This is a genomic window from Moorena sp. SIO4A5 (assembly GCF_010672005.1).
Lineage (GTDB): Bacteria > Cyanobacteriota > Cyanobacteriia > Cyanobacteriales > Coleofasciculaceae > Moorena.
Window position 1 is genome coordinate 1 of record NZ_JAAHHZ010000184.1, and the last position, 10,082, is coordinate 10,082.

A 10,082-nucleotide genomic window follows, 5' to 3' on the forward strand; every position below is an offset into this window, starting at 1 on the left:
AATTCTAAATTCCCGTGAGCATAAACCCCTAAGATTCAGACTCTTCTTCCTCCATGGGTAGACTTATATCAAGAAAAATTAAAAACTTCCCATCAGGCATGAGATGTTTCATGGCTTGGGAATAGCTCCTAGCATCAGAAGGGCTGCAGAACCGAGCGAAAACTAATGGTGGCCTGCCTCGCAATAGGCGAATCACCACCCACGGGTGTAAGCTGGGACGATAAGACATAATTGAGGTATCTCCTTTAAAGGGGAGCCAGAGCCAGCCTTCGGCGTGAACATCTTCGGGCTGGCTCTTACTTTTTTATCTCCATTTTTATGATAGCACAAAAATTTTTAAATTATAGCATATTTTGAAAAGTTTTGTAAATTTTTGGGGGAGTAGGGAGTAGGGAATCGGGAATCGGGAATCGGGTAGGGTGCGTTAGGGGCGGGCTTGCCAGCATGTTCAACCTCCTCGTAAGCAGTGTTGGGATAGTCCGCACCGTAACGCACCACCAGTCAAACTGATTTGGTCTTGGGGTTTTGCTGCGGGATTAGCGATCGCATAAACGAAAGCGCGATCGCATCACCAATACAGAAGCGATCGCATAAACGAAAGCGCGATCGCATCACCAATACAGAAGCGATCGCATAAACGAAAGCGCGATCGCATCACCAATACAGAATTTTCCTGGTCGGTTGAGCAACTAGAGAATTCTAATCAAGAATCGGTGAGCTTCCCCTAAGCATCTGGTGGGTGATCCCCCCTAACCCCCCTTAATAAGGGGGGAACAAGAAGAAGCCAGTTACTGATCTCAGTCCCGACTCCCGACTCCCGATTCGCGCATTCTAAATTCTTAATTCTTAATTCTCAATTCTCAATTCTCAATTCTCAATTCTCAATTCTACATTCTCAATTCTTAATTCTTAATTCTTAATTCTCAATTCTACATTCCCCTAAAAAAATCCCTAGCTGCTTGACAGTCTGTATGAATTTGGGCTTTGAGCTGGTCTAGGGAGGAGAATTTTTGTTCGGGGCGGATAAATTTCTGGAGGCTTACGGTTAGGGTTTGGCCATATAAGTCTCCGGACCAATCGAATAGATGAACTTCGACGGTTAAACTGGTGCCTTTGACGGTGGGGCGCATACCAATATTCATGACACCAGGATGGGAAGATAAATTGGTGTCTCGGTGAGAGGGTTCAGGGGTATGGGAGACTTCGACGCAGTAAACCCCGAGCTTGGGTAAAAATTTGTCTGGGGGTAAGTGGAGGTTAGCGGTGGGAAATCCAATGGTTCTACCGAGTTGTTGACCTTTCTCTACTCTTCCGATTAGGGTGTATGGCCGTCCTAGGAATCGGTTGGCTTTGTCGATATCCCCTTCGGCTAAGGATTGGCGAATGCTGGAACTACTGATCCGTTGCTCTTGACGTTTGTACAAGGATACGATATGCACGGTAATACCGTAGGCGGAGGCGATCGCATCCAAATCCGTTGCGGTGCCAGCTCGCTTATGGCCAAAGCAAAAATCCTCTCCGACACTGACTTGCTTTGCTTGGAGTTGCTCCACTAAAATTTTTTCCACGAATTCCTGGGGACTCAGGGAAGCTAACTCCCGGTTGAAGGGTAATAGGGCTAACTGTTGCACACCCAAAACACTTAACTGTTGGGCTTTTTCCGTTGGTGGTGTCAGCAGCTTCCAGGCTTGACCAGAAAAGAATTCTCGGGGGTGGGGATTGAAGGTGGCTACGGTGGGATAGACTAGTTCTAGATTTGGGTCTAGATTCGGGCTAGTGGTTTCCGGGTTACTAATTTGCTCAAGATGGGATGATGTCAGGGCTTGAGCTTGAGCCGTAACTGGCTTTGGCAAAATGGGAGCAATAACTTGCTGATGCCCTAAATGGACGCCGTCAAAGTTTCCAAGGGCAACAGCGGTTGGTGTTAACGCAGTAGTTAGAGATGATGTAATCCACACGCTTAATAGTTTGACATATTTCTCCGCTGCTAGGCAACAGATGCTAATTGCCCCATGAACTCATTTCAATTTAAATTCACCGTCAACCACTTCCACCAGGACAGGTTCACTCTCACCCTCCCCTTGGTTATTAAACTGCAACGGTAACCTAGAGGTTTCATTAGGTGAAAGCTTAATATTGCGGAGTCTGTCGAGAACTAACTCTCGATCGGCGTCCTGAAACAAAGCCTGAATAAAGGCTTGAGTAGCATCGAAACTAGTCGCAGTGCGCCAGTTAACCTCTCCTTTCCATAGTTCCCTAGCTGCTGTAGAAAAGTTTCTGGCATCTCGTGATTCCCTAAACCAGGGGACTGCTATAGTCAACCCTTCCACCGCTTGCCCACCCTCTTTCAAGGTTTGATAATTATTTAAAGTATCCCCACCGAATAACTTCAGCCCTTGCTGATCTTGGTTGTTGGCGTTAGGGTTCAGGTTAGCGTTGGCTTTAGCAATATTAACAGCTGTATTAATGTATTCCACGCTGGGGAATAACATGGCGGCCTTGACTTGATCTTGATAGAGACTGCGTTTTACTTCTTCAGTTATATTCAGGTCGCGATTGTTTAAGTCAATCTCCCGAACCACCTTACCCCCTAGATTTTCAAACACACTTTGAAAATCTTTGTTTAAACTCTTGCTATAGGCACTTTCAGCATCATAGAAAATTACGACCTGGTCTAAGCCAGGTTGAGTTTTGACATGTTGAGCCAGTTTTTTCCCAAGTGCTTGATTAGAAGCAACTGTTCTAAAGAACACGTTTTTCTTGACATCAAGACTGGTTAAATCACTACTGGCGCTGGTGGAGGAAATCATCCCTAAGCCAGCTTTGTCATAGACCGGGATTGCAGCTTTAGTGGCATCACTAGAGTTATGTCCAATTACCCCCAGGATAGACTTGTCCTTAACTAAAGCCTGAGCTATTTTTTTGGCTTGGGCTGGATCGTTGCCATCGTTAGCGATCGCAATTTCGAGGAATCGACCATTTAATCCCTCTGAATTATTGAACTGATCTTGGGCTTCGGCCACCCCTCGCAATATTTCTTTTGCTGTGGATTGTGACTGGTCTATGGGCACTACCACAGCGATAGTGAATGGCTCCAACCCCTGTTGACGCGCTCGGGCATTGTTGTAGTAAATCAGGAATTCTGGATCATTTCGATTAGCCTGCCAAGCTTGGGAAAAACCCTGAGCTGCTGCGTTATAGTTTTGGTTTTGGAATGCTTCAGTAGCACGGTCAAATGTTTTCTTGTCAAATTTATCCTTGTTGTCAATTCTAGGAAATAAGCTGTGCTCACCTCGACTAATAGTAGTAACGACGCATCTAATCCCAAAGACTTTTTGGGCACCGGTTGGACAGGGCTTTGATACGTTATAAAATCCTACACCAACTAGGGAAATAATTGCTACAGCTGCTACTATTTTACCTAACCAATTCCATTGACTAAGGTTCTGATAATTACTGACGTATCTAAACTCACCAGTCATCCCGGAGGTATCAGTATTTTTATCTAATTTTTCAGAATTATCTAATTTTTCATAATATTCAATTTCCAGTAGTTTTTCTAGTGCCAATAGATTGTCTTGCTCAATTTCCAATACTTGCTTGAACTGTTTTTTTGCTGTTTTTAATTCTTGTTGCTCGATTAACTGATTGCCATAATTGAGTAGCGATCGCACCAACCCATCTTTGTTACAGATTTGGTCAACTTTATAGGCTCTTTTGTAATAGGTAACCGCTTTGTAAAATTTTCCGCTATCTAGATATCCTTCAGCTAGGGCAAAGACAGCACTAAAATGATTAGGGTTTAGTTCCAACACCTGTTCATATAGCCTTAGGGCTTTGGTAATTTCCCCCTGTTGATACTGGGTAGTGGCTTGTTGATAGATGGGATTAGTTTGCTCTTGCCCTAGTTTTTCTAGTTCTAGGATTTCTTGCTGAAGTGGGTAACGTTTAATCAACCAGCGCCGGATAAATTCAATGGTTATCTTCTGTTTGGTTTTATCTAAGAAACCCCGTTCGGCTAGTTGGTCTACTGCTTTAGTTAAGGCCGTTGTTTGAATAACCCCGTAGTGTTCCAGCAGAGTTACAGCAAGTTTCGCCCCCCTAGGGCGTGTCTTCAAACTCTGAGATCCCCCTAAATCCCCCTTAAAAAAGGGGGACTTTGAGTATGGCTCCCCCCTTATTAAGGGGGACTTTGAGTATGGCTCCCCCCTTATTAAGGGGGACTTTGAGTATGGCTCCCCCCTTATTAAGGGGGACTTTGAGTATGGCTCCCCCCTTATTAAGGGGGACTTTGAGTATGGCTCCCCCCTTATTAAGGGGGGCTGGGGGGGATCTAATTTAGCCCCCCAACTTTGGGGGGTTTCTGAGTTAAAGTCCCCCAGAATTGGGGGATTTAGGGGGCTTGCAGTTGGTAGTGAGGTCAATTCATCTGAAAACGGCTGTAATGGCCCATCTGAACTATTTTTATAACTATTGTTAACGGTATTATCCGCCTCGGCAAAGGCAGAGAATACTACTCGCTCTGGAATAGATAATCCGGCTCTAATCCCTGCCAAACCAGCACTAGCATTTTCTAGGGCTTGGTCTACACTGTTTTCCACATCTTCTGGGGTGATTTGCCACTGCTCTAGCTCCCTAGCTCTGCTAAAAATAGCAAAGCATAGGACTTGGGTAAAATAGGGATGCCCAGCTGATAAATTGTAAATAGCTTCGATAGCAGAAGTTTCGTAGGTCAATAACCCTGCTGCTGGTTTGGTAATTAGCTCCTGGGTAGTTTGTTGATCAAGTAAGCCAATTTCTTGGGTTGGGGCATCCTTGAATATCTGGAGTAAATTCGGTAAATCTTTGGATTGCTGTTCGACACAAAGAATCAGATATAAATTATCCTGTCGAGCAACTAGGGATTTTAAGTAAGGAAATAAATGCTGGTATAATAGGTGATTATCTTTGGTATTATCTGGGGCATTTAAAGTCTCGAATTCATCCAGCAATAATGCTAGATTTTGGTTACCCAAGCTTTGATAAACTTGGGGCAAAAACTGGTTAGCAAAGAGCGATGGGTCGGTATCTAGGGCGGTAGGGTCAGGCAAGGAAATTTCAGGGGAGTCTAGTTCCAAGCTATCAAGGATTTCTGTGGCCAGTTCTTCCAAAACCTCACCAAGAGAGTTGTGACGGTAGGATTCCAGATCAAAGGGCACAAAGGCAAAGTTATCTAAGTCTACAGATGTAGGAATATGACGGAGTAGGGAAGACTTACCAATCCGCCGTTGACCGTAGACTATCATCACCTTGGTTTTATTCCTGAGGTTATCCTCGATAAACCGGAATAAGCTTCGTCTTCCCCAAAATAAGTCGTGGTCATTATCATCAATTGGACGACCAATTACATAGGGATTTCTAGCAACTGTTGAAATCATTTTTTGTCATCTCCGATAGAGATAGAGATATAAGGTTTACTGCTTTAGTTAGCTTGTTTTTACTTACTACACACTCTATACTATCCAATTATTGAGGTTTTGTATAACTGGTTTTCTAGAGAACTCCCTAGGATGATGTTTAGAATCCTTATATTTCCTCCCCAGGTTATAAATCTAAAATTTTAGTTAGTATTTTTAGTCAGTATTGGTGAAAGGGACTTAGGTGGTATTGCCCCAGGCTTGATGATCATGGCGACTTTTCAACCCCCTCTTGGTCTTACTCTGACACGAATTTAAATTGACCCTCAACTACTTCCACCAGGACAGGTTCACTCTCACGCTCCCCTTGGTCAGTAAACTGCAACGGGAACCCTGAGGTATCACTTGGGAAAAGATGAATATTGCGGAGTCTGTCGAGAACTTGCTTTCGGTCGGCGTCCTTGAACAAAGCATCAATAAAGGCTTGAGTAGCATCGAAGCTAGTAGCAGTAGCCCAGCTAACCCTCCCTCGCCATAGTTCTCTAGCTGCTGTAGAAAAGGTTATTGCCTGTGGTGCTTCGCTAAACCAGGGGACTGCCATAGTCAACCCTTGAACCCCTTTTCCACGCTCTTGCCAGATTGTCTTGTCATATAAAGTATCCCCACCGAATAACTTCAGCCCTTGCTGAACTCGGTTGTTTAAGTTAGTGTTGGCTTTAGAAATCTTCATACTTGTAATCACAGATTTCACGCCCGGAAATAACATAGCCGCCTTGACTTGATCTTTAGAGAGACTATTTTTAACTTCTTTAGTTATATTCAGCTTGGGATTGTTTAATTCAATCTCCCGAACTACCTTACCTCCCAGTTTTTCAAAGTCTTTTTTAAAATCCTGTTTAAAACCTTTACTATAGACACTCTCAGAATCATAAAAAATTACGACCTTGTCTAAGCCAGCTTTAATTTTGACATAGTCAGCCAGTTTTCTTGCAAGTACTACATTAGAAGGCGCTGTCCTAAAGAACACGTTGTTCTGGTCATCAAAACTGTTTAAATCACTACTGGTGCTGGTGGAGGAAATAATGGCTAAGCCACCTTGGTCATATACGGGCAGGGCAGCTTTAGTGGCATCACTAGAGTTATGTCCAATTACTCCCAGGATCGAGTTGTCTTTAACCAAAGCCTGAGCTATTTTTTTAGTTTTGGCTGGATCATTGCCATCGTTAGCGATCGCAATTTCCAACCATCGGCCATTTAATCCATCTGAATTATTGAACTGATGTTGGGCTTGGGCTACTCCCCGCAATATTTCTTTTGCCCCGGATTCTGACTCGTCTATGGGCACTACCACAGCAATAGTGAATGGATCAAAACCTCTTTGACGAGCGCGGGCATTGTTGTAGTAAATCAGCAATTCTGGATCATTGGGATTAGCCTGCCAAGCTTGGTTAAACAAGTTAGCCGCTTCAGAATAGTTTTGGTTTCCGAATGCTTCAGTAGCAAGGTCAATTTTTGTCTTGTTGTCAATTCTAGGAAATAAGCTGCGCTCACCCCGACTAATACTCTGACTAGTATTAGTATGACTACTCTTGGCGATACATGTAATCCCGAAGACTTTCTGGGCACTGGTTGGACAGGGAGTTGATACGTTATAAAATCCCACACCAACCAGGGAAATGATTGCTACAGCTGCTGCTAGTTTGCCCATGTCTAACCCAGTACGATTTGGGGGGGTATGAACCGGAGTGATAGGTTGATTACTAATAGCTGCGATTTTAGCTTTAATATGTTCTAGCTTCTGCCGCGCTAATTGGTGGTCAGGTTCAATGTCCAACACTTGCTGAAAAGGCCTCTTGGCTTTTGTAAATGCTTGTTGGTCGATCAACTGATCTCCATAATTTAGTAGCGATCGCAAAAACCATTCTTTGCTTTGTACTGGCTTAACTTTATAAACTCTTGTATATACTTCTACGGCTTTGCTGAAATTTTTGACCTGGAGATAGCCGTGAGCTAGAGCCAACAGAGCCCTAAAATGATTGGGATTCATTTGCAAAACCTCTTCATAGAGCACTAGTGCTTTCTGAATTTGCCCTTGTTGATACCGTGCAGTGGCTAGTTGATAGATCGGATTAGTTCGGTCTTGGTCTAGAGTCTGCAGTGCTAGTATCTCTTGCCGTAGTGGGTGATACTGAACCAACCAGTGCTGGACTAATCGCACCTTTACTCTACGTTCTGTGTCATCGACGAAACCGTAGCGTTGAAGTCGTTTGGCTGCTTCATACAGGGACTTGGTCTGGATCACACCATAGCGCTTGAGGAAGGATAATGGGTGTTCTGGCACCGTCTGGTGTTGTGAGATAGCTATTTTTTGAGCCTCTGCCACCGCTGAAAATACCACTTGCTCTGGGATCGGTAACCCATCCCACAACCACGCCAATCCCGCTTCAGCTTTTTCAATAGCCTGCTTAACTATAAGCTCCACATCTGCGCTATAAATCCTCCTGTTTTGGTTTTCCCTAGCCCTCGAGAACAGAGTAGAGCATAGGACTTGGGTAAAATAGGGATGCCCAGCGGAGAGTTTGTAAATTTCGTTAATGGCATTGATTTCATAGGTTACCACACCCTGAGCTGGTTTAGTAATTAGTCGTCTAGCACTGAACTCATCGAGAAAACCAATTTCTTGGTAGGGTGGACTCCCAAACACCTGGAGTAGAGTGGGCAAATCATCGAGATTCCGCCCCATTACGGCAATCATAAATAATTGATGGTGCCGTTTAATCAAGTCAGCTAAATAGGGAAAAAATCGGTATTCTGAGCGAGACTTTGGGTTTGTTAAAACATCAAATTCATCCAGCAGAACTACCAAATTTTTACTTTTTAATACCCAATAAACTTTCGGCAAAAATTGTTCAAAAAAAATAGTTGGATCCTTGTCTAACTCTTGTTCCGAGGGCGGGGTAATATAATCTTGCTCTAGATCAAAGTCATCAACTAAGTGCTCACAAATATCTTGAGCCAATTCATGGATAAGAAGACTCAAGGGTTTGTGAATAGAGCTGTGTAAATCGGAGTTAACAAAGAAAAACTGATCCGTAGCAACTTTCTTGGGAATTTGTGCCAAGATCGATGACTTGCCAATTCGTCGTTGACCATGGAGTAAGATTACCTTTACCCTCTGCCTGAGGTTGTCTTCGATAAACTGAAACAGACTCTCCCGTCCAAAAAACTTGTCTGGATCATCGATTACACTCCCGATAATATAAGGATTAGGATGATTACGGCAGTTATTAACCATTCGCGGACTATTTATGATTTGTTTAACGTTTCTCCAAAACACTCAAGGTTAGCTGCCCTTTCACGTCAAGAAAATGCAGCTAACACCTTACTCACCCATGCCAAAGCAGTCTTGATTTTGTCTTGATGTTGCGATATCCACTTAATCGCCTCGGTGACTTGATGAGCTTGACTATGGCTGAGTAGATTGAGAAAGACTTTTTGCCTATCTTCTAGTAACGGATTATTAGTCTGCCAAAGTTCCTGAATCACCCACCGTTCCATAATGGATGAGGTAAATAATAAGTCTTGATGGCAGATCATCACTCCTGGTTCTTTTCGGTTAGTAATCACCCCTTGTTCGACGAGGTTAGTTAACTCTCGCTGGTGTTGGCTAAAGATTACGTCAATACCTTTTAAGTCAAAGTGCTTGTTATGATGGAGACGACCGTTTAACTTAAATAAGGCTATCAACATCAATAAAGCTTGCTCAACCTCGCTGCACCTTTTCCAAATCGTTTCAAAAATCGATAGGGTAGTAGCTTCAAAGTCCCGAGTAAAGGCTTGGGCATCAGGGATTTTGCCAGTTTTTAGCTCTCGATAAAGCAAAGAACCAGCAATCTGGAGCAGAGCCGGATGTCCACCAGCAATGTCTCGGATGAGATCCCGTAAGGTTGGGGTAATTGGCATACCAGCCATTAATTGATCAATGTCAGAGTCAGTCAATGGCTTGAGGGATTGGAACAGATAATGGTTGTACCAGGGAGAACTATGGGGATTGAGAGCAGGACCAAGTTCACTGAGACGCCGGAGTGAGGCCACAATCATGGATAGATATTTCCTCTCCTTAGAGTGATAGGCAATACTGCGACACTCCGTGACAAAGGTTTCCATGTCAGCATGACTATAGTGCTGGTTTTCCAGCAGTGCCCAATCATAGTCATCCACTAGCAACAGTAAGAATTTGTGGCGTTTGCCAAGCTGCTTTAATACTTGGCGCATGCCCCTGCTGGTTGCTTTTCCCTGGTCCAGCAATGTCTGGATCTGTTCCTGGAGGTCTGGCTCACTGTGTAATTCCTCTTGGAGCAGATTAAAGACTTCTTTCCAAAACCTTGGAGCTGTAAAGGGTTGGATACTCTGGCAACTCAGGAGCACGATCACAGCCTGGGATGGGTCTTGTCCATAGTGTTGCCAAACTTGGGGGGAAGCCAGGAGTTCCAGGAAAGAGGTCTTGCCCATGGCTGGCCCTCCCCAAAGGGCTAGGTTACTACGGTTATAGATTTGATCAAAGGCCGCCTGAATTTCTGATCGTCGTCCCACAAAACGCTCTAGGGAAACTGGCTGACCGTAGGTAAAAGGATTTTGCATCATCTTGGCTTCCATATTCAATTTTCAATTTGCATTAATAGGACT

The 10,082-nt window shown here is 43.9% G+C and carries 6 protein-coding genes; all 6 read right to left on the reverse strand.

Annotation, left to right across the window (positions count from 1 at the left end; genetic code table 11):
• Positions 1-28: 28 nt before the first annotated feature.
• Positions 29-229, reverse strand: coding sequence for a hypothetical protein (locus tag F6K57_RS31190; RefSeq protein WP_293072013.1), 201 nt, complete (start codon positions 227-229; stop codon positions 29-31).
• 107 nt (positions 230-336) lie between these two features.
• Positions 337-495 (reverse strand): hypothetical protein, encoded by a 159-nt coding sequence (locus F6K57_RS31195; RefSeq protein ID WP_293072014.1) that lies wholly within the window; start codon positions 493-495, stop codon positions 337-339.
• A 434-nt stretch (positions 496-929) separates the two neighbouring features.
• The gene (locus F6K57_RS31200; RefSeq protein WP_293072015.1) at positions 930-1,958 is read right to left on the reverse strand and encodes a bifunctional riboflavin kinase/FAD synthetase; all 1,029 of its coding nucleotides are present in this window, start codon (positions 1,956-1,958) and stop codon (positions 930-932) included.
• 60 nt (positions 1,959-2,018) lie between these two features.
• Positions 2,019-5,417, reverse strand: a complete 3,399-nt coding sequence (locus F6K57_RS31205; protein ID WP_293072016.1) for an ABC transporter substrate-binding protein — start codon at positions 5,415-5,417, stop codon at positions 2,019-2,021.
• A gap of 277 nt (positions 5,418-5,694) precedes the next feature.
• Positions 5,695-8,691: an ABC transporter substrate-binding protein gene (locus F6K57_RS31210; protein ID WP_293072017.1), complete on the reverse strand. Its 2,997-nt coding sequence runs from the start codon at positions 8,689-8,691 to the stop codon at positions 5,695-5,697.
• 65 nt (positions 8,692-8,756) lie between these two features.
• Positions 8,757-10,040 carry an ATP-binding protein gene (locus tag F6K57_RS31215; RefSeq protein ID WP_293072018.1) on the reverse strand — a complete coding sequence of 428 codons (1,284 nt, stop codon included), beginning with the start codon at positions 10,038-10,040 and terminating at the stop codon, positions 8,757-8,759.
• Positions 10,041-10,082: the final 42 nt, after the last annotated feature.